Here is a 22,649-nt window from a genome sequence, read left to right as displayed (position 1 = left end):
CGTTGTGTGGGCAACGCGTGGGTCGTGTCCCCGGTGGTCCCGGGGCGTGGCGGCTGGGCGCGGCCGGCCGGTGCCGTCCGCGCGCGGCGGCGCCGCCACGTGTCGGAAGTGCGTGCTGCTCGAAGGACTGTGAAGGAGTCGTGGCCTCGGTGGTGAGGACGCGTCAGTCCAGCGCCCGGTTTCGCCCGGGCCCCGGTTCGTCGGGGCCGGGGTCCAACGGACCCGCGTCGTACGGCGCGACCCAGAAGAACCCGCCGTCCGCCTCGTAGCCGTAGATCAGCGCCCGGCGCCCGGCCGCCAGCTCGGCGGCCTCCGGGCCCTCGGCGCGGATCTGCACGACGGCGGTGCCGCCGTCGTCGGCCGTGACCTCGGCCTGGCCGAAGGAGGCGGTCACCCTGCTGGTGCGCACCTCGCAGACCCGGCCCACGAAGTCCCGGTGGTAGAGCCCGGACTCCGGCTCGAAGAGCCGCCGCAGCGGGCGGACCGCCAGCCAGGCCCCGGCCCAGCCGAGCACCAGCGCGGCGGGCGGCACCAGCGCGCGACCGACCTCGTCGTCGATCAGCTCGCCGCCCGCCATCGAGGCGAACCAGGCCAACGCGGTCAGCAGGGAGAGCGGAACGGCCAGCGGCACGCCGCCGAGCCCGAACCAGCCGAAGCCCCCGCCCCCGTCCGCGACACCGTCGGCCGCGTCGACGGCTCCGGCGCCGACGCCGAAGGCGAGCGCGAAGAGCCAGTAGAGCAGGACGACGGCGAGCGGGATCGAGAAGACCACGGCGGGGAACTCCAACGCCGTGGAGAAGAAGTCCGCCATGTCACCCCCCGCAAGGTCACGTCTCTTTCATTAATACATCCTTAACACCCCGCCGCGCCAGTGCCGTTCGACATCCCGCACACGCGGAACCGGGGCGGCTCGCCGGAGAACCCTCCTTCCCGCCACGCCGTCAGCATCCCCCGCGCGCCTCCCCCTACCGATCACAGAAACCGCCCGCGGGCGGGGAACGCCACCGGCCGGGGGCGGACCCGCACCAGCGCACCACGCCGGAAATCCCCAGAAAAGGAACTATGCTGACATCGTGGCGCATCTGGCCCTCCCCCTGCGGCGCTGGCTCGCCCAGACCCACCCCGCCCGGCTCGTCGTTCTCGCGCTCTTCGCCGTGATCGCCCTGGGCACCTGGCTGTTGAAGCTCCCCGTCGCCTCCGCCGCCGGCGAGTCCCCCAGCCTGCTGACCGCCCTCTTCACCGCCGTCTCCAGCGTCTGTGTCACCGGGCTGCTGGTGGTGGACACCGGTAGCTACTGGACGGGCTTCGGCGACGTCGTGGTGCTGGCGCTGGCGCAGGTCGGCGGCTTCGGCGTGATGACGCTCGCCTCGCTGCTGGCGCTGCTGGTCGCCGGGAAGCTGCGGCTGTCCACCACGCTCCACCTGGGCGCCGAGACCACCTCGGGCGGCGGCGCCATCCGCCGGCTGCTGGTCAGGGTCGCGCTGATCACGGTGACCGTCGAGGCCGCCACCGCCACGGTGCTGACGGCCCGCTTCGCGCTCGGCCATGGCGAACCGTTCGGCCACGCCCTCTACCACGGCGTCTTCCACGCGGTCTCGGCGTTCAACAACGCGGGGCTCAGCCCCTACCCGGGCAGCCTGAGCCGCTTCGCGGGCGACCCCTGGACGCTGCTGCCGATCGCGGTCGCCGCGCTGCTCGGCGGGCTCGGCTTCCCCGTGATCATCGAACTGCTGCGCCACCGCACCCGCCGGAGCGCCCCCGGTGTGCGCCCCCGTCACCCCTGGTCGCTGCACCTGCGGCTGACGCTGGCGACCAGCGCGCTGCTGCTGCTCGCCGGCTGGGCGCTGACCCTGACGTTCGAGTGGGGGAACCCCGACACGTTCGGGCCGTTCGACACCGGCCGGAAGGTGCTCAACGCCTTCTTCCACTCCGTCGTCGCCCGCACCGCCGGCTTCCACACCACCGACATCGCCGCGATGGAGCCGGAGACGCTGCTCGGCACGGCGGCGCTGATGTTCGTCGGCGGGGGCAGCGCCGGCACCGCCGGCGGGATCAAGGTGACCACCCTCGCCGTGCTGGCCGCCGCCGTGCTCGCCGAGGTGCGCGGGCAGCGCGAGGCGGGGGTCTTCGGCCGCCGGGTCTCCGAGCACGTGGTGCGGCAGGCCCTCACCGTGACGCTGCTGAGCGCCGCGCTGCTGGTGGTCGCGGTGGTGGCGCTGATGTCGCTGCTGCACGTCCGGGCCGAACTGGTCGTCTTCGAGGCCGTCTCCGCGTTCGGCACCGTGGGGCTGCACACCGGGCTCGCCGGCGAGAGCGACGCGGCGGCGCGGGTGATCCTGATGGTGCTGATGTTCGTCGGCAGGGTCGGACCCGTCATCCTGGTGTCCGCGCTGGCGATGCGGATACGGGAAGCGCGTTACCGGCTGCCGCGGGAGCGGCCGATCATCGGATAGGTCGGACGGAGACGACGGGGAACGCCATGAGTTCACAACTGCACGCGATGCGCCGCAGGCGCGGCAAGCGCACGGCCGCGGCGCACGCGCCCGCGGAGCACCACCGGGACCAGCGGGTGGCGGTGGTCGGCCTCGGCAGGTTCGGCATCTCGCTCGCCGAGGAGCTGATGCGGCGCGGCTGGGAGGTGCTGGGCGTCGACTCGGACGAACACCTGGTCCAGCAGCACCGCGACACCCTGACCCACGTGGTGCTCGCGGACGCCACGGACGAGGTGGTGCTGCGGCAGTTGGGGATCGACGAGTTCCCGCGCGCGGTGGTGGCCATCGGCACCAGGATCGAGGCCAGCATCCTGACCACGTCCAACCTGCTGGAGCTGGGGGTGCCCAACCTCTGGGCCAAGGCGATCAGCCGCCAGCACGGCAAGATCCTGGAACGGCTCGGCGCCCACCACGTGATCCTGCCGGAGCACGAGATGGGCGAACGGGTGGCGCACCTGGTGACGGGCCGGATGTTGAACTTCATCGAGTTCGACGACGACTACGCGCTGGTGAAGACGGTCGCCCCGCAGTCCACCACCGGGATGCCGCTGAGCGAGAGCGGGGTGCGCCGCCGGCACGGGGTGACGGTGGTGGGCGTCAAGCGGCCCGGCGAGCAGTTCACCCACGCGACGGCGGAGACGGTGGTCCAGCCGGGAGACGTGATCGTGGTCACCGGCAGGACATCGGCGGTCGAGAGCTTCGCCGACCTGACCTGAGGTTGTTCGCCGCACCTCGGGGTACGGTGACGTCAAAGACGCGTAAGGACGGCGGCCCCTGACCGCCCGAGCGGCTTGGGTGTGCCGGGAAGTCTGGTCGGCGAGTGAATGCCGCGTTCCCGAGGAGAGAGACACCGGATGACCCCGCCACGCCTGCCCTCCCCCCTGCCGAAGATCGCCCGCCGCCTGCCCCCCGCCGAGCGCGACCGGCGTTCCGTCGCCGAGTTCCTGCGCCTGGAGGTCACCGGCGGGATGCTGCTGCTGGTCGCCGCGGCCCTCGCCCTCTTCCTCGCCAACTCCCCGTGGAGCGCCGGATACGAGTCCGTGCGCGACCACCACCTGGAGATCCCGTTCCTCGGCCTCGACCTGTCGGTGGGCCACTGGGCCGCGGACGGGCTGCTCGCCGTCTTCTTCTTCGTCGCCGGCACCGAGTTGAAGCGCGAGCTGACCGTGGGCGAGCTGCGCCGCCCGGCGGCCGCCGCGCTGCCGGTGATGGCGGCGATCGGCGGGATGGTCACCCCGGCGCTGATCTACCTCGCCGTCGCGCTGCCGTCGGGCGGCGCGTCCGACGGCTGGGCGGTGCCGATGGCCACCGACATCGCGTTCGCGCTGGGTGTGCTGGCCGTGGTCGGCCGGCGGCTGCCGAGCGCGCTGCGCACCTTCCTGCTGACGCTGGCGATCGTGGACGACCTGATCGCCATCCTGGTGATCGCGGTCTTCTTCACCTCGGAGCTGGACGTGCTGGCGCTCGCCGGCGCGGCCGCCGGCCTGCTGCTCTTCCGGCTGCTGCACACGCGGGGGGTGCGCGGCTGGTACTGGTACGTGCCGCTGGCGCTCGCGGTCTGGACGTTGACCTACCACAGCGGGGTGCACGCGACGGTCGCCGGCGTCGCGCTCGGGATGCTGCTGCGCGCCACGCCGCGCGACGACGAGGAGTCGACACCGGCCGAGCACATCGGGCACCTGGTCCACCCGTTCTCCGCCGGGCTGGCCGTGCCGCTCTTCGCCCTGTTCGCCGCCGGGGTCCCGGTCTCGGCCGCGACGCTGGGCGAGATGGCGGGCGAGCCGGAGGCGCTGGGCGTGGTGCTGGGGCTGTTCCTCGGGAAGCTGATCGGGGTCTTCGGCGCCACCTATCTGACGGCGCGCTTCACCAAGGCCCGCCTCAACCCGCAGCTGGGCTGGCCCGACGTCGCCGGGACGGCGCTGCTGGCGGGCATCGGCTTCACGGTGTCGTTGCTGATCGCGGAGCTCGCCTTCGCCGGCGACCCGGCGATGACCGAGCACGTCAAGGCGGCCGTGCTGCTGACCTCGCTGCTGGCGGCGACCAGCGCCGCCCTGATGCTCACTCTGCGTGGACGGAGGCTCGCCCGTTCCGGCGACTCGACGTCACCGTAACGACCAGGCAACGGTGTGCGCGTACGCCCGAACGGGCCCGCATAGATGTGAAGGCTCTGGGTAGCCGCGCGCCCATGGCTCCACCGACAAGAAGTTTTCTTCAGGACGGACACCGAGGGACCGGGCTCAGTCGCCGCTCTCTGCTGGCCGGTCTGGCGGTGTTCGGCGGCCTCGCGGCCACCGGGTGCAGCCGGGTGGCCGCCGAGGACGCGGTGGAAGGGGGGAACCTTCTCGACCGGCTGCGTGACCGGGGCAGCGTGAAGATCGGCATCGCCAGCGAACCGCCGTTCGGCTATGTCAACGACGACGGCGAGCCCACGGGCGAGGCGCCGGAGATCGCCAAGGTGATCTTCTCCCGCCTCGGCGTGGACAACGTCGAGGCGATCCCGGTGGACTTCAGCGCGCTGATCCCCGGGCTCAAGGCGCAGGTCTTCGACGTGGTCTCGGCCGGGATGTACATCACGCCCGAGCGGTGCGCGCAGGTCCTCTTCGCCGATCCCGACTACCAGATGCCGGACTCCTTCATCGTCCCGGCGGGCAACCCGCTGGGCATCACCAGGTACGAGGACGTCGCCGAGCAGGGGCTGACCCTGGCGACCGGGCAGGCGTACGCGGAGATCGACTACGCGCTGGCCGCCGGCGTCCCCAACAGCAAGCTGCTGATCCTGCCCGACCAGGTCGCCGGCCTCGACGCCGTCAGCCAGGGCCGCGCGGACGCCTTCGCCGGCACCAACGTGACCGTGATGGACGTCGTCGAGGGCAACAACCGGGTCGAGGCCACCGAGCCCTTCGTGCCCATCGTGGACGGCGAGCCGGCCTACGGCGCCGGCGCGTTCGCCTTCCGCCCCTCAGAACAGAACTTCCGCGACACGTTCAACGAGGAGCTCCACAAGCTCAAGGAGAGCGGGGAGCTGCTGGAGATCGTGGAACCCTTCGGCTTCACCGAGGCGGAGATGACCGACCTCACCGCTGAGGAGCTTTGCTGATGATGACCGAGGGGATGTTCGACAACTACTTTCTGCCGGGCATCTGGATCACGATCCAGGTGACCCTGTACAGCGCGGTGCTCGGCGCGGTGGTCGCCTTCACCGTCGGCACGCTGCGCACCTCGCGGCTGTGGATCGTGCGGTTCCTGGCGGGGACCTACTTCGAGATCTTCCGCGGCATGTCGTCGCTGGTGCTGATGTTCTGGCTGGTCTTCTCGCTGCCGCTGCTGCTGGAGTGGCGACTGGTGCCGATGTTCGCCGGCGTGCTGGCGCTGGGTCTGACCTACGGGGCGTACGGCTCCGAGGTGGTGCGCGGGGCGCTCGCCGCCGTGCCGGAGGGGCAGCGCGAGGCGGGGGTCGCGTTGAGCTTCACGCGGTGGCAGCGGCTGCGGCGGATCGAGATCCCGCAGGCTCTGCCCGAGATGATCCCGCCGTTCAACAACCTGCTGATCGAGCTGCTCAAGGGCACCGCGCTGGTCTCCGTCATCACCGTGGCGGACATGACCTACGCGGGTAACCTGGTCCGGCTGGGCTCCAACGAGTCCGCTCCGGTCTACACACTGCTGCTGGTGCTGTACTTCGCGCTGGCGTTCACGCTGACCCGCGGGATGCGGGTGATCGAGCGCAAGGCCAACGCGAACGTCGGCAGGCCGCAGCAGCGCCGCGGCCTGCTGGCCAAGCTCTCCCTGCGGGAGAGCGCCAACGAGGGTTCGGGCGCGCTGACCACGGGGGGTGTGGCCAAGTGAACTGGGACTGGGAGATCGTCAACGACTTCATGCCCTCGTTCTGGGACGGGGTCCTGGTCACCCTCCAGGCGTTGGTGCTGGGGAGTCTGATCGCGTTCGGGCTCGGCCTGGTCTGGGCCATGGCCCAGCGCGCGCCGTTCGCCTGGGTGCGGTGGCCGGTGACCGCGCTCACCGAGTTCATCCGGAACACCCCGCTGCTGGTGCAGTTGTTCTTCCTCTACTACGTGGTGCCCGAGTGGGGTCCCTCGATGTCGGCGCTGACCACCGGCATCATCGGTCTGGGCCTGCACTACTCGACCTACACGGCCGAGGTGTACCGGGCGGGGATCGACGGCGTGCCCGTCGGCCAGTGGGAGGCGGCGACGGCGCTGAGCCTGCCGCGCGTGCGCACCTGGGTCGCGGTGATCCTGCCGCAGGCCATCCGCCGCGTCGTTCCGGCGCTGGGCAACTACGTCATCGCGATGCTGAAGGACTCCCCCATGATCGCGGTCATCGGGGCGATGGAGATGCTCGGAGAGGCCGAGAACTTCAGCAATACCACCTTTACCACCGAGGCCTACACCATCGTCGGCATCGCCTTCCTGGTCATCGCCTACCCGGCCTCTCTGCTGATCCGAGTTCTGGAGCGTCGTCTTGCCCTCACCAGCTGAAAACCCCGAGAACGTGAAGAAGGCCCAGGACACCGAGTCCGCCGAGCCGACCGGGACCGACGCGTCCGCCGACCCCGCCGAGTGCCGCGCGGCCGGCAGCGAACTGGTCAGATTCGACAAGGTGACCAAGCGGTTCGGCGACGTGACCGTGCTTGACCAGTTGGACTTCCGGGTCGAGACCGGCAAGCACGTCACGCTGATCGGCCCGTCCGGCTCCGGGAAGACCACCATCCTGCGGCTGCTGATGACCCTCCTCACCCCCGAGGAGGGCACGATCAAGGTCGACGGCCAGTACCTCACCCACGAGGAGCGGGCCGGCAAACTGGTCAAGCCGAGCGAGAAGCACGTGCGCGAGGTGCGCAAGAAGATCGGCATGGTCTTCCAGCACTTCAACCTCTTCCCCAACATGCGGGTGCTGCGCAACGTGATGGAGGCGCCGGTGCACGTGCTGGGCCTCTCCAAGGACGAGGCCGAGGAGCGCGCCAAGGAACTGGTCGAACTGGTCGGTCTCACCGAGCACCTGGACAAGTACCCCAGCCAGCTCTCCGGCGGGCAGCAGCAACGGGTCGCCATCGCCCGCGCGTTGGCGATGCGGCCCCAGGTGCTGCTGCTGGACGAGGTCACCTCGGCGCTCGACCCCGAGCTGGTCGCCGGCGTGCTGGACGTGCTGCGGGACATCGCGCTCTCCACCGACATCACCATGCTGGTGGTCACCCACGAGATGTCCTTCGCGCGGGACATCTCGGACGCGGTGCTGATGTTCGACAAGGGGAAGATCATCGAGTCCGGCTCCCCGGAGAAGATCTTCAGCGAGCCGGAGCACGACCGCACCAAGGAGTTCCTCTCGACGGTGCTCTGACCGCGCCTCGGCCCGCTGTGCTGGCCGAACGCCCCCGGGGCCGCCGCCCGTCGGCCGCGGCCCCGGACCGCCCCCGGTGGTGTGCCGTTCCTGTGTGAACCGGCGCACCACCGGTGTCGTTCTCGCTACTCTGGGGAGGCTCAGCCTCCTCGTGTCCTCCCGGACGCGTGGACCTTGTGAACGCTGGCAGGAGGACGACGTGGCGACAACGCCCGGCCGCACAGCTCCGTTTCACTCCGTGCGCTGCGCTCTGCGGCTGCTGGAGACGATCGCCGGGCACCCGGACGGCATACCCGGCGGCGAGTTGGGGCAGGCCACCGGCCTTCCCCCGGAGCAGCAGGAGCATCTGCTGCGGATGCTGCTCGCCGAGGGGTATGTGGAGGAGCCCCTGGACGGGGTCTACGCGCCTGGCCGGACGCTGCTGATGCTCGGGGGCGCGGGCGACGACGGCGAGGAGAGCCGCCGCCGCTTCCGCGAGGAGCGGCTCCAGTCCGCCCTCGACGCGCTGCGCGACTCCCTCAACGCCCCGGTCTACCTGGCCCGTTACGCCGACGGCGAGCTGGAGGTGCCGCAGGTCTCGGACACCCCGCAGGCGCCGGTGGTCAACGAGTGGGTCGACTTCCGCTCCGCCGCGCACGCCACCGCGATCGGCAAGTGCCTGCTGAGCCAGCTCGACCACGACGGCCGCCAGGACCACCTCACCCGCCACCGCGCGGCGCGGCTCACCTCACGCACCATCACCGACCGCCGGGTGCTGCTGAGCACGCTGGAGCGGCAGCCGCCCACGATGCCGGTGCTGGACTTCCAGGAGTACGCGATCGGCACGCTGTGCGCGGCGGTGCCGCTGACGGCCGGCGCCACGGTCGGCTGCCTGGCGCTCTCCCTGCCGGTGGGCCAGGGCCACCGACTGCGCGAGGCCGCCGAGGAGTTGAACCGTCAGGCGGCCACCACGCTGCTCTCGCTCAGCATCTGAACCGCGCCCCGCCCGCGGCCGGGCCGAGGCCGGGCCGAGGCCGGTCGTCCTGGTCGTCCCCGTCCGGGTCGCCTAGGACGGGTCCTGGGCCCCGGGCGCCCTGGGCGCCGCCTGCTGGACCACTTCGAGGGACCACAGCTCCGACCCGGTCGCGGCGGGCCGCCGGCCCTCGCCGCCACCGCCGTGCGCCTGCCGCATCGAGCCCTCGGCCCAGGCCCGGTAGTCCTCCTCGCTCCGCCAGCGGGTGTAGACCAGGTACCGGTCGGTCCCCTCGACCGGCCGCAGCAGCTCGAACCACTCGAACCCGTCCTGCCCCTCCACCATCCCGGCCCGGCCGGCGAACCGCCGTTCCAACTCCTCCCGCTGCTCGGCGGGAACCTCCAGAACGTTGATCTTCACCACGGACACCCGAACGTCTCCTGTCACCTCATGGCCTCCGGCCCCGCCGCCTCAACGGGCCGGGCCGCCGGCCCCCAGTCTGCACCCGGAGGAACGCGCCGGCGTCGACCGCCCGTGCTTCCCCGTCACCCGGGCGGCAGCGATAGCGTGTAGGTGACCCGCTTCTGGTTTTTCCCCTCGGGAGGATCGCCCATGGCAACCACACGCACCGCGACGACCAACTGGGAAGGCTCCCTCATGGAGGGCGCCGGCAAGGTGAACCTGGACTCGTCCGGGGTCGGCACCTTCGACCTGACCTGGCCCTCGCGCGCGGAGACCCCCGAGGGGCGGACCAGCCCCGAGGAGCTGATCGCCGCCGCGCACTCCGCGTGCTTCTCGATGGCGCTCTCGCACGGGCTGGCCGGCGCCGGCACCCCGCCGGAGACGGTGCGGACCTCCGCCGACGTCACGTTCCAGCCGGGGACCGGCATCACCGGCATCGTGCTGAAGGTCCAGGCCAGGGTGCCGGGGCTGTCGGCCGACGGCTTCCAGGAGGCGGCCAACACCGCCAAGGAGAACTGCCCGGTGAGCCAGGCGCTGGCCGGCGTCACCATCACGCTGGAGGCCGAACTCCTCGACTGAGCCGAACTCCTCGGCTGAGGCGCCGCGTCGGGCCCCCGGCATCCGTTCCGTCGACGGGTGTCGGGGGCCCTGTCGTGTGCGGCCGGAGGGATTCGAACCCTCACGCGCGCGAGGCGCACTGGGACCTAAACCCAGCATGACTGCCAGTTCCATCACGGCCGCTCGTGCGGGCGATTCTACGACAGACGTCCACCACCCCACCGGTGGAGAAGCGCCCCGGGAGGCCGCGCGGACCGCCGCCCACGGACCCGACCCGACCGGCGCCCCCCCGACCACGCCGCACCGCCGCAGCACCGCACCCGGCGGCCGGCCGCGCGTGCTCAGCCGCCCAGCGCCCGGGTGGCCGCGTGGATCACCAGGCCGGCGAGCGCGCCGATGACCGTGCCGTTGAGCCGGATGAACTGGAGGTCGCGCCCGATGTGCAGCTCGATCTTCCGCGAGGTCGTCGGGGCGTCCCACGCCGCCACCGTGTCGGTGATCAACGACGTGATCTGCGCCCGGTAACCGGAGACCACGTGCACCGTCGCGTCCGCGACCCAGCCGTCGAGCTTGGCGCGCAGCCGGTCGTCCGAGACCAACCGCCCGCCGGTGCCCAGCACCGCGGCCCGCGCGCGCAGCCGCAGCGCGCTGCGCTCGTCCTCCGCGGACGCCAGGATCATCGCCCGCAGCGCGCCCCACGCCGAGGCGATGAGGTCCTGCACCGCCGGCCGGTTGAGCAGGTCGTTCTTCACCCGCTCGACCCGCTCCCTGGTCTCCGGGTCGTGCTGCAACTGCTGGGCGAAGTCGGCCAGGAAGCGGTCGACGGTCTCCCTGGCGGGGTGGTCCGGCTGGTCCTTGGCCTCGGTGACGAAGCGCAGCAGCTCGCGGTAGACCCGCTCGCCGACCCTCCGGTCGACGAACCGGGGCGTCCAGCCGGGCGAGCCGCCGGCGACCGCGTCCAGCACCGCGTCCCGATGGGTCGTCAGCCAGCCCTGCGCGGCCTCCAACAGCAGGTCCACCAGCCGGCGATGGCCCTCGTCCGCGATGGTCCGCTCCAGCAGCCGGCCCAGCGTCGGGGCGATCTCCTGCGCCTCGGCCCGCCGGGTGATCGACTCGGAGAGCACCGCCTGCACGTCGGCGTCCCGCAGCACCCGCAGCCCGCCGCGCACCGCCGTGGCCAACTCGGCGGTGACGCGGTCCGCGTTGTCCGGCACCGCGAGCCAGTCCCCCAGCCGCCGCGACAGCTCGACCGACCGCAGCTTGTCCTTGACCACCTGCTCGGAGAGGAAGTTCTCCCCGACGAACTCGCCCAGGGACTGGCCCAGCTGGTCCTTCTTGGTGGGGATGATCGCGGTGTGCGGGATGGGCAGGCCGAGCGGCCTGCGGAAGAGCGCGGTCACCGCGAACCAGTCGGCGAGCGCGCCCACCATCCCGGCCTCGGCCGCCGCCGCGACATAGCCGGCCCAGGCGCCGGCGCCGCTGTGCTCGGCCCAGGTGGCGAGCGCGTAGACCACGGCGACCACCACCAGCAGGCCGGTGGCCACCGCCTTCATCCGGCGCAGCCCGCGCCGCTTCGCCTCGTCGGCGGCGGTGAGCACGCCGGCCTGCCCCACGCCCTCGCCACGCCCGCCGCGTGTGTCGCGCTCGTCACGCGCTCCGGCGCGCTCGTCACGCTCCACTTCCTCGGCGCGCTCGGCGTCCTCGGTCCGCATCCCCGTCACTCCCTCCGCGTTCGCCGTTGGCAACGACCCGTGCCCCACCCGTCGTTCCCGCATCATCCCCCCTCGGACCGTTTCTGCCGCATTCGCCATCCACAGGGCCGGTGTGATCATTCACAAGCTGTGGAGGGTTTGGTACGGCCGTGCGGGTGACGCGTGGGATCATCGACGCGTGGGAGAGGTCAGTAAGCGAGGGGTCTTCGGGCTGCTCGCCGCTTTGCTAGTGATACTGCTGGGGGTCGCCCTCGCCATCGGCACGGGGCGGGGCGAGAGAGTGGACATCGCGGCGCCGACACCGTCGGCGCCCGAGGTGGTGCCCGCGGCGCGCGGGGAGTGGATCGGCACCTGGTCGGCCGCGCCCTCGGGGGCCGAGCCCGGCACCGCCGACGGCTTCGCCGACCAGACGATCAGGAACGTGGTGCGCACCTCCGTCGGGGGCAGCGCCGTGCGCGTCGAGCTGTCGAACAGATACGGCGGTCAGCCGGTGACGTTCACGAACGTGACCGTCGCACTCTCCTCCGCGCTCGGGGGCGCGGCGGCGCACGAGGGCACGATGCACCGGGTGACGTTCGGAGACGGCCACTCGGTGACGGTGCCGCCCGGGGGGTCCGTCATATCCGACGCCACCCCGCTGGAGCTGCCGCCCGCCGCAGACCTGTTGGTCTCGCTCTACTCGCCGGAGCCGTCCGGCCCGGTCACCTACCACCGGATGGCCCAGCAGGGGAACTACCTGGCCGTCGGCGAGCAGACCAGCCGGCTCTCCGGCACCGGCTTCACCAGGACCTCCGACGTCTGGCGCTATCTGACGGGGGTCCAGGTGCTCACCGCCCAGGCCGACGGCGCGGTGGTCGTCATGGGCGACTCGTTGACGGACGGGATCACCTCCACGCGGGACGCCAACCGCCGCTGGACGGACGTGCTCGCCGCGCGGCTGCGCGACGACGCCGACGCCCCCGACCTGGCGGTGCTCAACCAGGGCATCAGCGGGAACCGGCTGCTGCGGGACGGCCCCCCGGACCGCCTGTTCAACGGGGCGCGGGGGCTCAGCAGGCTGCACACCGACGCGCTTCCCCAGCCGGGCGCCCGCGCGCTGGTGGTGCAGTTGGGCATCAACGACATCCTGCTGGAGCCCCGCGTCACCGATCCGCGGGCGATTCTGCGCGGGCTCGACCGGCTGGCCGACGAGGCGGCGGCCGAGGGGCTGCGGGTGCTGGGCTGCACGCTGGCGCCGTTCGGCGGGCACCCGGCGTGGACGCCCGAGTGGGAGGAGATACGTCTGCGGGTGAACGACCGCATCAGGGCGGGCGGCCTGTTCGACGCCGTGATCGACTTCGACGCGGCGCTGGCGGACCCGTCCTCTCCCCACCTGATGCTGCCCGCCTTCGACTCGGGCGACGGTCTCCACCCCAACGACCAGGGGTTCCGCGCCATGGCGGAGGCGGTCGACCTCTCCGAGCTGGTCGACCACACGGCGGAGGCCCAGGCCCTCTGACCGCCCGAGGCACGGGAGGCTGCGGTCCGCCGCGCGCGCGTCCGCGCCCCGCCGCCCGCGGGCCAACGGGTGAGGCGGCGCGCCCGTCCGGGGGACAGCGGACGCGCCGGTGATGTGCGGAGCGCCGGGGATTCGTTACGCACGGTGCGAAAGTGTCTATCCAAGGCAGATAAAAGCACCGCCGACGCACCGCGACCAGGTCGTGACGAGGGCCCCATGAGCGACGCAAGCCCGCCCAGCAGCAGCGACGACGAACCTTCCCCGGACGCGACCCCCGAGGCCGGCCCTCCGTCCGCCGCCGCGCCCGCCCCGGGACCGGCCGCCCCCGAGGCCGACGCGTCCGCCGCGCACACCGCGCGTTCCCGCTTCGGCGGCTGGCCCGGCTGGGCACCGCGCCCGCCGCGCCCGCCGGCGCGGCGCCGCAGCGGCTGGCGCCGGCTGCTGCCGACCTGGCGGCTGGTGCTGGTGGCCGGCGCGGTCGCCCTGGTCGCCCTGCTCGGCTCGCTGGTCGCCGGCTATCTGCTCGTCGACATCCCCGAGCCCAAGTCGGCCGCCGCCGCCCAGAGCAACGTCTATCTCTACGCGGACGGCAGCCAGTTGGCCCGGGTCGGCGAGATCGACCGGGAGAACGTGGCGCTCGACGACGTGCCCGAGCACGTGCGCCACGCCACGCTCGCCGCCGAGGACCGGGACTTCTACCACGCGCCCCCGGTCGACGTCGGCGCCATGGCCCGCGCCGGGTGGAACATGATGCGCGGCGGCGGCCGGCAGTCCGGCTCGACCATCACCCAGCAGTACGTGAAGAACTACTACCTCGACCAGCGCCAGACCGTCACCCGAAAGGTCAAGGAGCTGTTCATCGCGGTCAAGCTCGATCGCGAGGTGAGCAAGGACGAGATTCTGGAGGGCTACCTCAACACCAGCTACTTCGGCCGCAACGCCTACGGCATCCAGGCCGCCGCCCACGCCTACTACGGCAAGCCGGCCAAGGAGCTGAACGTGGCGGAGGGCGCCTACCTGGCGGCGTTGCTCAACTCCCCCAACGCCTACGACGTCCGGGCCAATCCGGGAGCCCGCGAGCGGGCCGAGGCCCGCTGGGAGTACGTGCTGGACGGCATGGTCTCCGAGGGCTGGCTGGAGGAGGACGAGCGCGAGCGGACACGGTTCCCCGAGCCGCGTGACCAGAACCCCTCGGCCGGTCTCGACGGCGAGCGCGGCTACCTGGTGGAGGCCGTCAAGCAGCACCTGGAGGAGCGCGGCGTCGTCGACGAGCACCAGCTCGCCGCCGGCGGCTACCGCATCACCACCACCATCGAACCGGCCCGTCAGCGCGCCCTCACCGACGCGGTCGACGCCCAGCTGGAGACCGCGCTCAGCGAGGAGCGCGAGCAGGACAGCTGGGTCAGGGCCGGCGCCAGCTCCGTCGACACCGAGACCGGCCATGTCGTCGCCATGTACGGCGGCCGGGACTACGTCGAGCAGTACGTCAACAACGCGACCCGCCGCGACTACCAGGCGGCCTCGACGTTCAAGCCGTTCGTCTACGCCGCCGCGCTGGAGAACGACTCCACCAACCAGAAGGGGGAGCTGATCGGCCCCTCCACCAAGTACGACGGCCGCAGCGGCCGCGAGGTGGTCTCCCGCGACGGCAGCGGCACCGGCTGGGCGCCGGAGAACGAGGGCAACCGCGACTACGACACCGTTCCGGTCAGCGAGGGGATGGACAAGTCGATCAACGCGGTCTTCGCGCAGATGGGCGTGGACGTCGGCCCCGAGCTGGTGCGGGACACGGCGGTGGCGCTCGGGCTTCCCGAGGCGACGCCGGGACTGACCGAGGCGGACGCGTCGATCTCGCTGGGCACGGCGACGCCCAGCACCCTGGACATGGCCGGCGCCTACGCCACGCTGGCGCGGCACGGCGAGCACCGGGAGGTGCTGCTGGTCTCCGAGATCACCAAGGACGGCGAGACCGTCGACCTGCCCGAGCCCGAGCGGGGCGAGGCGATCTCGCGGGAGGCGGCCGACGGCACTACCGCCATGCTGGAGGCCGTGGTGCGCGGCGGCACCGGCACCGCGGCCGCCAGTTCCGGGCGTCCCTCGGCAGGCAAGACCGGCACGGCGGAGAACGACCGCGCGGCCTGGTTCGCCGGCTACACCCCCGAACTGGCCACGGTCGTCGCCATCTTCGGGCAGGACCCGGAGACCGGCGCGCAGCGCGAGCTGTACGGGGCCGCCGGGCAGGAGCGGATCAGCGGCGGCGGCTTCCCCGCGAGGATCTGGGGCCAGTACACCCAGGCCGCGTTGGAGGGGCAGCCGGTGACCGACTTCGAGCTGCACCAGCCGGAGCGCCGCGAGCACGACGACAGCGACATGGGGAGCGACGAGGACGACCCCGACTCCAGCTCGGACCCGGACTCCGAGGACGACCCCGACGCGGACCCCGACCCCGACTCCGGGTCCGAGGAGAGTGAAGGACCCGAGGGGTCGACGGGCCCGGAGCCTGACCGGCCGAGCACGCCAGGCGGCACCGAGCCCGGCGACTCCGGCTCGCCGAGCGCGCCGGACAGTCCGGGTTCGCCGGAGGACGGCGGTTCCGGGACCCCGGACGACAACCCGCCGGCCGTCGAGGACAACGCGCCGGCCGCCCCGGGCGGGGCGGCCGAGCCCGACCAGGGCGCGGTCCGGGAGGAGCCGCCCGGGGAAGCGACGGCGACGGACGCCGACCGGGCCGCCGCCTCCGGCGGTTGACCGGCGGCGACGGCCCGGCGGAAGGGGTCGTCGGGGGATCGGGGGGCGGACGGCGGGGGCGCTACAGGTAGAGGCCCGTCGAGTCGTCGGAGCCCTGGAGCCGCTCGGCGGCCACCGCGTGCAGGTCACGCTCGCGCATCAGGACGTACATCACGCCGCGGACCTCGACCTCGGCGCGGTCCTCCGGGTCGTAGAGCACCCGGTCGTTCGGCTCGACGGTGCGGACGTTCTGCCCGACGGCGACCACCTCGGCCCAGCTGAGCCGGCGGCCGACCTGGGCGGTTGCCGGAATGACGATGCCGCCGGTCGACCGGCGCTCGCCCTCGGCGTTCTCCGCCCTGACCAACACCCGGTCGTGCAGCATTCGGATGGGCAGCTTGTCGTGGGTGGGATGCGAACTCACGGAACGACCGTATCTCAGGGAGGCGTCGGCGCGACGACCGGCGTCGGCGACCGCCCGCGGACTACCGGCTTCCGCCCTCCGGCTAGATGTCTAGCGGCTACGTGCCTAGCGGCGGCGACGGCGCGAGGAGAGCACCAGCAGGCCGGTGACCGCGACGGCCAGCACCGCGACGGGGATGACGCGGTCGAGCCGGGGCCCGCCGTCGGCGGAGACCAGCTGGGCGCGGACGCCGTCCACGGTGCGGGTCACGGCGACCGAGGCCTTGCCCGCGGTCCGGTCGACGGCACCGGCGGCCCTGGCCCTGACGTCACCGACGATGGTCGCGGGGTGCACCCGGACCGCGATCTCGTCGAGGGTCACGGCGAGGTTCTCCCGCCGGCGGGCGAGCCTCTCCTCGATCTCGGCGGCGCTCCTGGCTGCTTCCGGCACGTCGATGCCTCCATCGTCCACACGGTCAACGGTTGTGGGGTTACGGCACAGTGTGTCAGCTCCACCAGGGCGATGCGCGTCGGATACCCCGATTAGGCTGGGTGGCGCACCGTTGAGCACGTCTACGACGACACACCGCACGCTGAGGAGCACCGCGATGAGCGAGCGCCTGCAACCCGGGGACGTGGCCCCCGCGTTCACCCTGCCCGACGCCGACGGCAAGCCCGTCTCGCTGGCCGACCACGCCGGCCGCAAGGTCATCGTGTACTTCTACCCGGCGGCGCTCACCCCCGGCTGCACCAAGCAGGCGTGCGACTTCACGGACAACCTGGAGCTGCTGGCCGGCGCCGGGTACGACGTCATCGGGGTCTCCCCGGACAAGCCGGAGAAGCTGGCGAGGTTCCGCGACAAGGAGGACCTGCGGGTCACCCTGGTCGGGGACGAGGACAAGGCGACGCTGACCGCCTACGGCGCGTTCGGCGAGAAGAAGATGTACGGCAGGACCGTCACCGGTGTCATCAGGTCCACCGTGATCGTCGACGAGGAGGGCAGGGTCTCCCGGGCGCTGTACAACGTGCGGGCCACGGGGCACGTGGCCAAGCTCATCAGGGACCTGGAACTGTAGGGCGACCGGACCCTTGGAAGGCGGAGGCGCCGTGGCAGAGCGAAAGCCGATCGAGTCCTGGCTGACGGACATGGACGGGGTGTTGATACACGAGGGCGTGCCGATTCCGGGCGCCGAGGAGTTCGTGCGGCGGCTCCGCGAGTCGGGGATGCCCTTCCTGGTGCTGACGAACAACTCGATCTACACCCGGCGCGACCTCCAGGCGCGGCTGACCCGGATGGGCCTTGAGGTCCCGGTGGACGCCATCTGGACGTCCGCGCTGGCGACGGCGCAGTTCCTGGACTCGCAGCGGCCGGGCGGTTCGGCGTATGTGATCGGCGAGGCGGGACTGACCACGGCGCTGCACGACGTGGGCTACGTGCTGAGCGACGTCTCGCCGGACTACGTCGTGCTCGGCGAGACCAGGACGTACAGCTTCGAGGCGTTGACCAAGGCGATCCGGCTGATCAACGACGGCGCGCGGTTCATCGCCACCAACCCGGACCACACCGGCCCCTCGGCGGAGGGCGCGCTGCCGGCGACCGGTTCCGTGGCCGCGTTGATCACCAAGGCGACGGGCCGCGAGCCGTACTTCGTGGGCAAGCCGAACCCGCTGATGATGCGCACCGGGCTGAACATGATCGGCGCGCACTCGGAGACCAGCGCGATGATCGGGGACCGGATGGACACCGACGTGCTGGCCGGCCTTGAGGCGGGCATGGAGACGTTCCTGGTCCTGACGGGGCTGACCGAGCCGCACGAGATCGACCGGTTCCCGTTCCGGCCGTCGGCGGTGGTGGACTCGATCGCGGATCTGGTCGACCGCGTCTGACCGCCGACGGCGGGTGAGGGACCGCGCCGGTCGGGTTCTTACCCGACCGGCGCAAGCGTGAGCGGCTGCGGATGCGGCGGGCGACGCCCCGGGAGACCTTCGACGGGTAACCACCCGGGAGGTTGGACATGGGCATCACGCGCTCACTGACACTGACCCTGTGCGCGGCGGCGACCGTGACGGCCGCGGTCGGCGCCGCCCCGGCCCGCGCCGCCGACGGGCGGTCGGGCGAGGGGGACGCGGTACTGGTCACCCCCGCCAAGCCACTGCCCGGTGAGAGCGTCGGGCTGCTGGTCCCCGAGTGCGCGGGGGCCGAGTCGGGCGAGGCCGTCTCGCTCGCCTTCTCCGGCACGGTCCGGCTGACGCCGGGCGAGCCGGGCGGCGGGCTCGTCGGTGAGGCGCGGATCGACGCCGAGACGGTGCCGGGCCACCACCCGATCCAGGTCACCTGCGGGCAGCCGGACGGCGCGCTCTACGGCCTGGTGACGGTCGGCGGCGGCGCCCCGGCGGCCGACCACGCGGGCGGCGGGGCCGACCCGACCGCGGACGGGCCGGAACCGCTGGGCGACCACGGCGGGGAGCACGGCACCGAGCGCGGCTCCGCACGGGGGACGGAACACGGGACGGGACACGGGACGGAACACGGGACGGAGCACGGTTCGGAACACGGCTCCGCACGCGGCGAGCACGAGGAGCGGTGCGGCCCCGGCCACCGGAAGCCGGAGAAGCCCGAGAAGCCGTCGCACCCCGGGCCCGGGCACGAGAAGCCGGAACACACCGAACGCCCCGGGCACACCGAACGCCCCGACGGCACCGAACGCCCCGACGGCACCGACCGCTCCGAGCACCGAAGCGGTGGCGAGGACCGGGGAACGGGCCACGGCGCGGACGACCGTTGCCGCCACGAGGGCGGACGGGAGCACGGCGCCTCGCCCTCGGCCCCGGTGCGGGCCGGCGGCGGGGGCACGGCCGCCAGCCTGTCGTCCACCCCGGCGCAGCCTGCGGTGGGTTGGGGCGACGCGCTGCCCGCGGGCCTCGCGCTGCTGGCCGGCGGCGGCGCGACCTGGGCGGTGCGGCGGCTGCGCGCGCGCTCCGGGTCCAGGGCCGGCAGGTGAGCGGCGGCGACCGGGGAAGGGCCGGCGTCGGGGCGCTGACCTCGCTGGTCGCCTGGACGGTGCTGCTGTGCGGGCTGTGGCTGTGGGCCCGTGACGTGACGGGCGGCCCCGGGCTGCCGCCGCTGGCCTTCGGCGCGGCGGCAGGTCGGGCCGAGGCCGGCGCCGGACACGCGGAACGGGACGAACTGCCGCCGCCCCGAGCCCCGTTGCCCGGCGACGCGGTCCCCGAGTCGGTGACGGTCGACGCGGCGGGGGTGGCGGCCGAGGTGGTGCCGCGCGGGCTCGACGAGGACGGCGGCGTGGAGGCGCCGCCGTACGAGGCGCCCGAACTGGTCGGCTGGTACGCGGACGGCGCCGCGCCGGGCGCCGAGGGCGCGGCCGTGCTGGTGGGCCACCGGGACACCGAGAGCGCCCCGGCGGTCTTCCACGAGCTGGCCGACGTCGAGCCGGGCGACCGGGTGCGGGTGACCCGCGCGGACGGCCAGGTGGCGCTCTTCACCGTCGACGACGTGCGCACGGTCCCGCGCGCCGACTTCGATCCGGACCGGGTCTACGGCCAACGCACCCCGGGCGCCGCCGAACTGCGCCTGCTGACCTGCGGCGGCGCCTTCGACCCCGGCGGGGGCGGCTACGCGGCGAACGTGGTGGTCTCCGCCTATCTGACGGGCGTCGCCGTCTGACCGAGGCGCCCGCCTTCCGTCACCCTCACCTTCCGGAGGGGACCAGCTCGGCGACGAGGGGGGCCAGCGCGCGGAACGCGAGGCCCCGGTGGCTGATCGCGTTCTTTTCCTCGGGAGTCAACTCGGCGCAGGTGCGGTCGGAGTCGGTCGGTTGCAGGATCGGGTCGTAGCCGAAACCGCCCGCGCCGGCGGGCTCGCGGCGGAGGGTGCCGGTCAGCCGGCCCTCGGTGACCCGTTCCCTGCCGTCGGGCAGCGCGAGCGCGGCGGCGCACGCGAAGTGCGCGCCCCGGTGCTCGTCCGGCACGTCGGAGAGCTGGGCCAGCAGCAGCTCCAGGTTGGCGACGTCGTCGCCGTGGCGCCCGGCCCAGCGCGCGGAGAAGATCCCGGGCGCCCCGCCCAGCACGTCCACGCAGAGCCCGGAGTCGTCGGCGACGGCGGGCAGCCCGGTGGCCCGCGCGAGGGCGTGGGCCTTGAGCAGCGCGTTGGCGGCGAAGGTCACCCCCGTCTCCTTGACGTCCGGCACCTCGGGAAAGGCGTCGGCGCCGAGGAGTTCGAGGGCGACCCCCGCCTCACCGAGGATGGCGCGCAGCTCGGTGACCTTGTGGGCGTTGCGGGTGGCGAGAACGAGTCGGTCCATGCCCGCGATTATGGCCCGCCGGCCGGGCCGCTACGTCGCCGGCGTGCGTTCGGCCAGCACCCGCACGTCCCAGGGGCCGAGGGCGAGCCGTTCGCCGGCCGCCAGCTCGACGCCGCCGGTCAGCTCGGCGGCGGCGGTCGGAACGATGAACTCCCCCTCCTCCCATGACCAGTTGTGCACGAAGTGCAGTCGGGTCCCGTCCTGTGCGGTGGCCCCGGTGACCGTCTGACTGGCGCTGCCGGGGCGCCAGCCGTCGTCCGCGCCGCTCTCCCCCGCGCACCAGCGGAGCACGGCGGCGGCCAGCGCCGGGTCGGGAACGGTGCCCAGCGTCGTGATCCGGCCGGCGTGGTGGGCGCGGGTGGTGACGGCCGCGAACCGGCCGAAGTGCGGGTGGTCGTAGCCGGCCAGCACCTCGGCGTCGGTGGGCGTCAGCCCGTCGACCCAGCGGGTGGCGCGCGCCTCCCCTGGCAGCGTCAGCGCCGACCCCGGCGCCGCGCGGACCGGCAGCGGCTCGCGGAGGGTGGCGATCTCGTCGTACCAGGCGCCGGCGGCCTGATCCAGCAGCGCGGGCTTGCGTTCCAGCCGGGCGCGCACCTCCTCGTCGCCGTAGCCGGTGCGCACGCCGAGCAGCAGATGGCCGCCGGCCGCCGCGTACCTCTCCAGCCAGCCGAGCAGCGCGTCGTCGGCCACCAGCAGCCCGGCGGCCACCAGCACCGGGTGGCGGGCGGCCGTCTCGGCGGGGTCCGCCGCGGCGAGCTGTTCGGCGTGCAGGATCGCGACCTGCCGACCGGCGTCGAAGGCTCCTCGGTAGAACGCGTCGAAGACCGCGTGGTAGGAGTCGCGGTCGCCGCCCGAGCCGTCCGGCAGCGGCAGCATGGGGTAGTCCTCCAGCGCCCACTTGGAGTCCGTCGAGTAGACCAGTGCCACGTCGGCGTCCGGGGTCACGCCCGCGACCAGCTCGCCGGCGCGTGCGAACTCGACGCCCAGCGCCGCGAGTTCGCGGTAGACCCGGCCCGGTTCCTGGCTGTGCGGGAGGATGCCGCCCCAGTAGGTCTCGGTGCCGTGGTGCAGCGTGTGCCAGTGCCAGTACTCGATCATCCGCGCGCCACGGGAGACCAGCGCCCAGGCGGCCTGGCGCCACTGCCCGTCCCAGGCCGGTTCCATCGTCCAGGAGGGGCCGATGGCCTGCGCGTTGGTCTCGGTGACCAGGAACGGCTCCTGACGGGAGGAGTACATCCGGTCGGCGGAGCGGTAGAGCGCCCACACCCCGTGGGTGGTCCATCCCTGCTGCGCGGAGCCGGTGTCGGGCAGGGCCAACGCGTCCCGCATCGCGTAGTACGGGTTGCCGGCGGTGACGTCCAGCCGTTCGGTGAGCCGCTGGTCGTGGACGGCGGGGCGGGCGTAGGCGAGACAGGTGGTCACGAACTGGTCAGGTCGGGCGAGTTCCCTGACCACTTCGGCCTGCCAGCCGATGAACTCCGTGGTCAGCTCGCCCTGCAGCCGGCGCCACGCCAGGTCGTACTGCGGCTGGCCGTTGGCGTCCGGCGTCCACAGGTCGGCCCAGGTGGAAAGGCGGTGTGACCAGTAGGTCAGCCCCCAGGCCCGGTTCAGCTCCTCGACGGTCCCGTAGGTGGTCCGCAGCCGGTCGACAAAGCGCTGGAAGACCCCCCGGTTGTGGAGGAGTTCGTTGCCCGGCTCGTTGTCCACCTGGTAGCCGATGACCGCCGGGTGGTCGGCGTAGTGGGTGACGATCCGCCTGATCACCCGCTCGGCGTGGAAGAGGAACGCGGGGTGGGTGTGGTCGATCTCCTGCCGGATGCCCCAGCCCATGGGCTGGCCGGTGCGGCGCTCGGCGTTGATCTCCGGGTGGGCGCGTTGCAGCCAGGGCGGCACCGCGTAGGTCGGGGTGCCCAGCACCACGGAGATGCCGCGTTCGTGGGCGCCGTCCAACACGGGACGCAGCCAGTCGAGTTGGAAGACGCCTGGTTCCGGTTCCCAGGTCGACCAGACGGACTCGCCGACCCGGATGACGCTGAACCCGGCCTCCCGCATCAGGTCGAGGTCGGTGTCGAGTCGCGGGGTGGGCTGGTACTCGTGGTAGTAGGCCGCGCCGAAGAGGACCCTCGGGGGGAGCTTGGACATGCCTGCCTTTCGTGACGGTTCGCCGCTTGCCCG

22 protein-coding genes and 1 tRNA gene are annotated in these 22,649 nt (G+C 72.9%); 15 read left to right on the top strand and 8 right to left on the bottom strand.

The window, feature by feature from the left end; all coding sequences use genetic code 11:
- Positions 1-163: 163 nt before the first annotated feature.
- A complete protein-coding gene (locus CRP51_RS23540) occupies positions 164-811 on the bottom strand; it encodes a hypothetical protein (protein ID WP_097233323.1) in 648 nt (215 codons plus the stop codon).
- Positions 812-1,073: 262 nt separating this feature from the next.
- Between CRP51_RS23540 and CRP51_RS23535 the strand changes: the two genes are divergently transcribed.
- The 8 genes from CRP51_RS23535 to CRP51_RS23500 all read left to right on the top strand — a co-directional run bounded on the left by CRP51_RS23535 (position 1,074) and on the right by CRP51_RS23500 (position 8,817).
- Positions 1,074-2,453: a TrkH family potassium uptake protein gene (locus CRP51_RS23535; RefSeq protein ID WP_170970647.1), complete on the top strand. Its 1,380-nt coding sequence runs from the start codon at positions 1,074-1,076 to the stop codon at positions 2,451-2,453.
- 26 nt (positions 2,454-2,479) lie between these two features.
- Positions 2,480-3,208 carry a potassium channel family protein gene (locus tag CRP51_RS23530; protein ID WP_097233321.1) on the top strand — a complete coding sequence of 243 codons (729 nt, stop codon included), beginning with the start codon at positions 2,480-2,482 and terminating at the stop codon, positions 3,206-3,208.
- A gap of 138 nt (positions 3,209-3,346) precedes the next feature.
- Positions 3,347-4,603 carry a Na+/H+ antiporter NhaA gene (gene nhaA, locus CRP51_RS23525; RefSeq protein WP_097233320.1) on the top strand — a complete coding sequence of 419 codons (1,257 nt, stop codon included), beginning with the start codon at positions 3,347-3,349 and terminating at the stop codon, positions 4,601-4,603.
- Between the two features lie 74 nt (positions 4,604-4,677).
- Positions 4,678-5,589, top strand: coding sequence for an ectoine/hydroxyectoine ABC transporter substrate-binding protein EhuB (ehuB, locus tag CRP51_RS23520; protein WP_097233319.1), 912 nt, complete (start codon positions 4,678-4,680; stop codon positions 5,587-5,589).
- Positions 5,589-6,335, top strand: a complete 747-nt coding sequence (ehuC, locus tag CRP51_RS23515) for an ectoine/hydroxyectoine ABC transporter permease subunit EhuC (RefSeq protein WP_439333211.1) — start codon at positions 5,589-5,591, stop codon at positions 6,333-6,335. Before ehuB ends, ehuC begins: the two co-directional genes overlap by 1 nt.
- Positions 6,332-6,985 (top strand): ectoine/hydroxyectoine ABC transporter permease subunit EhuD, encoded by a 654-nt coding sequence (ehuD, locus tag CRP51_RS23510; protein WP_097233318.1) that lies wholly within the window; start codon positions 6,332-6,334, stop codon positions 6,983-6,985. Before ehuC ends, ehuD begins: the two co-directional genes overlap by 4 nt.
- Positions 6,986-7,088: 103 nt before the next feature.
- A complete protein-coding gene (gene ehuA, locus CRP51_RS23505) occupies positions 7,089-7,844 on the top strand; it encodes an ectoine/hydroxyectoine ABC transporter ATP-binding protein EhuA (RefSeq protein ID WP_245880764.1) in 756 nt (251 codons plus the stop codon).
- Between the two features lie 199 nt (positions 7,845-8,043).
- Entirely contained in the window at positions 8,044-8,817 is a 774-nt protein-coding gene (locus CRP51_RS23500; protein ID WP_097233316.1) for an IclR family transcriptional regulator, read from the top strand.
- A gap of 72 nt (positions 8,818-8,889) precedes the next feature.
- On the opposite strand, the gene CRP51_RS23495 is transcribed toward CRP51_RS23500, so the two are convergent.
- Positions 8,890-9,225, bottom strand: coding sequence for an antibiotic biosynthesis monooxygenase family protein (locus CRP51_RS23495; RefSeq protein WP_097233315.1), 336 nt, complete (start codon positions 9,223-9,225; stop codon positions 8,890-8,892).
- 183 nt (positions 9,226-9,408) lie between these two features.
- On the opposite strand from CRP51_RS23495, the gene CRP51_RS23490 reads away from it, so the two are divergent.
- Positions 9,409-9,837, top strand: a complete 429-nt coding sequence (locus tag CRP51_RS23490) for an OsmC family protein (RefSeq protein WP_097233314.1) — start codon at positions 9,409-9,411, stop codon at positions 9,835-9,837.
- A gap of 77 nt (positions 9,838-9,914) precedes the next feature.
- Here the strand turns inward: CRP51_RS23490 and CRP51_RS23485 are convergent.
- Together CRP51_RS23485 and CRP51_RS23480 are read right to left on the bottom strand one after the other, a co-directional pair.
- Positions 9,915-9,999 (bottom strand) — tRNA-Leu (locus CRP51_RS23485).
- A 158-nt stretch (positions 10,000-10,157) separates the two neighbouring features.
- Entirely contained in the window at positions 10,158-11,528 is a 1,371-nt protein-coding gene (locus CRP51_RS23480) for a DUF445 domain-containing protein (RefSeq protein WP_170970646.1), read from the bottom strand.
- Between the two features lie 178 nt (positions 11,529-11,706).
- Between CRP51_RS23480 and CRP51_RS23475 the strand changes: the two genes are divergently transcribed.
- On the top strand, positions 11,707-13,026 hold the full coding sequence (locus CRP51_RS23475) for an SGNH/GDSL hydrolase family protein (protein WP_097233312.1): 1,320 nt from the start codon (positions 11,707-11,709) through the stop codon (positions 13,024-13,026).
- A gap of 216 nt (positions 13,027-13,242) precedes the next feature.
- Positions 13,243-15,774 carry a transglycosylase domain-containing protein gene (locus CRP51_RS23470; protein ID WP_097233311.1) on the top strand — a complete coding sequence of 844 codons (2,532 nt, stop codon included), beginning with the start codon at positions 13,243-13,245 and terminating at the stop codon, positions 15,772-15,774.
- 61 nt (positions 15,775-15,835) lie between these two features.
- Here the strand turns inward: CRP51_RS23470 and CRP51_RS23465 are convergent, their stop codons facing one another.
- Both CRP51_RS23465 and CRP51_RS29750 read right to left on the bottom strand, forming a co-directional pair.
- On the bottom strand, positions 15,836-16,138 hold the full coding sequence (locus CRP51_RS23465; protein ID WP_097233310.1) for a GroES family chaperonin: 303 nt from the start codon (positions 16,136-16,138) through the stop codon (positions 15,836-15,838).
- 144 nt (positions 16,139-16,282) lie between these two features.
- A complete protein-coding gene (locus CRP51_RS29750; protein WP_245880761.1) occupies positions 16,283-16,627 on the bottom strand; it encodes a DUF3618 domain-containing protein in 345 nt (114 codons plus the stop codon).
- Between the two features lie 136 nt (positions 16,628-16,763).
- On the opposite strand from CRP51_RS29750, the gene bcp reads away from it, so the two are divergent.
- The 4 genes from bcp (at position 16,764) to CRP51_RS23440 (ending at position 19,837) form a co-directional block, all read left to right on the top strand.
- Complete coding sequence (bcp, locus tag CRP51_RS23455) at positions 16,764-17,231, top strand: thioredoxin-dependent thiol peroxidase (RefSeq protein ID WP_097233308.1); 468 nt, start codon at positions 16,764-16,766, stop codon at positions 17,229-17,231.
- Positions 17,232-17,262: 31 nt separating this feature from the next.
- Entirely contained in the window at positions 17,263-18,042 is a 780-nt protein-coding gene (locus tag CRP51_RS23450) for an HAD-IIA family hydrolase (protein WP_097233307.1), read from the top strand.
- 128 nt (positions 18,043-18,170) lie between these two features.
- Positions 18,171-19,157 carry a hypothetical protein gene (locus CRP51_RS23445; protein ID WP_099459328.1) on the top strand — a complete coding sequence of 329 codons (987 nt, stop codon included), beginning with the start codon at positions 18,171-18,173 and terminating at the stop codon, positions 19,155-19,157.
- Positions 19,154-19,837: a class F sortase gene (locus CRP51_RS23440; protein ID WP_097233305.1), complete on the top strand. Its 684-nt coding sequence runs from the start codon at positions 19,154-19,156 to the stop codon at positions 19,835-19,837. The genes CRP51_RS23445 and CRP51_RS23440 overlap by 4 nt, the downstream gene beginning before the upstream one ends.
- 25 nt (positions 19,838-19,862) lie before the next feature.
- Here the strand turns inward: CRP51_RS23440 and rdgB are convergent, their stop codons facing one another.
- Both rdgB and CRP51_RS23430 read right to left on the bottom strand, forming a co-directional pair.
- Positions 19,863-20,474, bottom strand: a complete 612-nt coding sequence (gene rdgB, locus CRP51_RS23435) for an RdgB/HAM1 family non-canonical purine NTP pyrophosphatase (protein ID WP_097233304.1) — start codon at positions 20,472-20,474, stop codon at positions 19,863-19,865.
- Positions 20,475-20,504: 30 nt separating this feature from the next.
- Complete coding sequence (locus tag CRP51_RS23430) at positions 20,505-22,616, bottom strand: beta-galactosidase (RefSeq protein WP_097233303.1); 2,112 nt, start codon at positions 22,614-22,616, stop codon at positions 20,505-20,507.
- Positions 22,617-22,649: the final 33 nt, after the last annotated feature.

The organism is Streptomyces zhaozhouensis (assembly GCF_900230195.1).
GTDB lineage: Bacteria > Actinomycetota > Actinomycetes > Streptomycetales > Streptomycetaceae > Streptomyces > Streptomyces zhaozhouensis.
The sequence above is the reverse complement of the archived record's forward strand: the minus strand, read 5'-3'. Positions and strand labels throughout refer to the sequence as shown.

Bases quoted from the DNA above. Each gene is read 5' to 3' on its own strand.
- CRP51_RS23470 (WP_097233311.1), top strand. From the start codon at position 13,243: ATGAGCGACGCAAGCCCGCCCAGCAGCAGCGACGACGAACCTTCCCCG.
- CRP51_RS23465 (WP_097233310.1), bottom strand. From the start codon at position 16,138: ATGCTGCACGACCGGGTGTTGGTCAGGGCGGAGAACGCCGAGGGCGAG.
- ehuC (WP_439333211.1), top strand. From the start codon at position 5,589: ATGATGACCGAGGGGATGTTCGACAACTACTTTCTGCCGGGCATCTGG.
- nhaA (WP_097233320.1), top strand. From the start codon at position 3,347: ATGACCCCGCCACGCCTGCCCTCCCCCCTGCCGAAGATCGCCCGCCGC.
- bcp (WP_097233308.1), top strand. From the start codon at position 16,764: ATGAGCGAGCGCCTGCAACCCGGGGACGTGGCCCCCGCGTTCACCCTG.
- CRP51_RS23530 (WP_097233321.1), top strand. From the start codon at position 2,480: ATGAGTTCACAACTGCACGCGATGCGCCGCAGGCGCGGCAAGCGCACG.
- ehuB (WP_097233319.1), top strand. From the start codon at position 4,678: ATGGCTCCACCGACAAGAAGTTTTCTTCAGGACGGACACCGAGGGACC.
- CRP51_RS23490 (WP_097233314.1), top strand. From the start codon at position 9,409: ATGGCAACCACACGCACCGCGACGACCAACTGGGAAGGCTCCCTCATG.
- CRP51_RS23540 (WP_097233323.1), bottom strand. From the start codon at position 811: ATGGCGGACTTCTTCTCCACGGCGTTGGAGTTCCCCGCCGTGGTCTTC.
- CRP51_RS23430 (WP_097233303.1), bottom strand. From the start codon at position 22,616: ATGTCCAAGCTCCCCCCGAGGGTCCTCTTCGGCGCGGCCTACTACCAC.
- CRP51_RS23480 (WP_170970646.1), bottom strand. From the start codon at position 11,528: ATGCGGACCGAGGACGCCGAGCGCGCCGAGGAAGTGGAGCGTGACGAG.
- rdgB (WP_097233304.1), bottom strand. From the start codon at position 20,474: ATGGACCGACTCGTTCTCGCCACCCGCAACGCCCACAAGGTCACCGAG.
- CRP51_RS23445 (WP_099459328.1), top strand. From the start codon at position 18,171: ATGGGCATCACGCGCTCACTGACACTGACCCTGTGCGCGGCGGCGACC.